2 protein-coding genes are annotated in these 1,791 nt (G+C 45.1%); one reads left to right on the top strand and one right to left on the bottom strand.

Going from position 1 to position 1,791, the window contains the following annotated elements:
* A partial coding sequence (locus O9295_RS21475; RefSeq protein ID WP_288035203.1) for a helix-turn-helix domain-containing protein occupies window positions 1–273 on the bottom strand: 273 nt, incomplete at its 3' end.
* Window positions 274–363: 90 nt separating this feature from the next.
* Between O9295_RS21475 and bioF the strand changes: the two genes are divergently transcribed.
* Window positions 364–1,521 carry an 8-amino-7-oxononanoate synthase gene (gene bioF, locus O9295_RS21470; protein WP_288035201.1) on the top strand — a complete coding sequence of 386 codons (1,158 nt, stop codon included), beginning with the start codon at window positions 364–366 and terminating at the stop codon, window positions 1,519–1,521.
* Window positions 1,522–1,791 lie beyond the last annotated feature (270 nt).

The raw sequence follows: 1,791 nt of genomic DNA, 5'->3' as shown, positions 1-1,791 counted from the left end.
GAAATTAGTAAAAGCTGTTTGTAGGTGTCTTAACCCTTGTTGTAAAGGTACACAGCTTACTTCATTGAGAAAGTCTAATTCTTCTTGCTTTTTCCAATCGGTCAACATTGAAGAAGTTTGAGCGTAGCCTACTCTTTCTTGTCTTTCGTACCATGCTTGTGTTCTGAGATGGAGTGCCTTATTGTAAACCAATCTTACACAGCCCAAAGTGCGCCGCAATAGCGACTCTTGTTCGGGTGTGGGGTAAAATCGGTAAGAATAGGCTTTTTCCATGTCTCATATTTTAGCATATATTTCGTAAATGTGCTAATATTTAACAGCAAAGCCGTCGTAGAACGACGGGGTTTCAGACCCAAATTTTCGATGAATCATCCTTATTCTTGGATCGAGGACAGCTTAAAAACCCTCCATCGGGCTAATTGGTATCGAAGGGTTAAAACCATTCAAGGCCGGGGCGGAGCCGTTATAGAATTAGAGGGTCGATCGCTGATTAATTTTGCCAGTAATGATTATCTGGGATTAGCAGCCGATGAAAGAATGATCGCGGCAGCCATAGCAGCGACACAACGCTATGGAACTGGAAGCACCGGCTCGCGTCTGTTAAGTGGACACCGAGATATTCATCGAGACTTAGAATTAGCGATCGCATCCTTTAAAAATAGCGAAGACGCGATCGTTTTTAGTTCGGGATATTTAGCCAATTTGGGGACAATTACCTGTTTAGTGGCGCAGAAAGACCTGATTTTAGGAGATCAATACAATCACTCTAGCCTCAAAAATGGAGCCAAGTTAAGCGGTGCCACGGTGAAAGAATACCGGCACAATAGTCTCGAAGACTTAGAAAATCAGTTATTAGCCCACCGTCATCACTATCGTCATTGTTTACTGCTCACTGATACAGTGTTTAGTATGGATGGGGATATCTGTCCCCTAGCGGGAATTCTCGCTCTAGCCGAGATTTATAATTGTATGGTTTTGGTGGATGAGGCCCACGCTACCGGAGTTATGGGGGAAAATGGCACAGGTTGCGTGGAATATTGTGGTTGTCAAGGACGGGAATTAATTCAGATGGGAACCCTGAGTAAAGCTTTGGGCAGTTTAGGGGGATATGTGACCGGAAACGCCAAAATTATCGATTTTATCCGCAATCGCGCCGCCACCTGGATTTATACTACCGGTTTATCCCCCGCCGACACCGCCGCCGCTAGAATGGCTTTAGAGATTATTCGTCTGGAACCGGAACGTCGCCAACGCCTACACCAAAATATTAATTTTGTCAAGAGTAAATTAAATAATCTTAATATATTGCCTTCGGAAGCGGCGATTTTATGTTTACCGGTAGCCAATCCGGGTCAAGCCCTAGAATTATCGCAAAAACTGCTAGAAAAAGGGATTTTTGCCCCCGCAATTCGTCCTCCTACCGTTCCCACCAGTCGTCTGCGGTTTACTGCCATGGCCACCCATAGCCTCGCCCATCTAGAGGTTCTTGTCCAGTCTATTGGCGAATCTTTCCCCACATAGGGAAAAAGTTTTTCGTGGGTTTTGGAAAGAGAACCAGAGCAACATCACCTCGACCAACCGTTGGCTTTGGCTGCATCATAGTTGTCATAAACACTCATTTCAGGGCTGTTCCAATCCTCTGAAAAGGTAGCTAGTGGGACTTAAACGCCAAATAAAGATCAAATCGAGTATAATCGTTAAAGAGTAAGCACTTTACGTTGAAAGAGCAGCGATGAAAGAGACAACCCCAGCCGCGATGCCCCCATGCTTTGACCGATGGTGTCGGCGGTT

The sequence above is a fragment of the Microcystis sp. LE18-22.4A genome, from assembly GCF_027531105.1.
GTDB lineage: Bacteria > Cyanobacteriota > Cyanobacteriia > Cyanobacteriales > Microcystaceae > Microcystis > Microcystis aeruginosa.
Note: the sequence above shows the minus strand (reverse complement) of the source record. Positions and strands in the feature narration are given on the sequence as shown.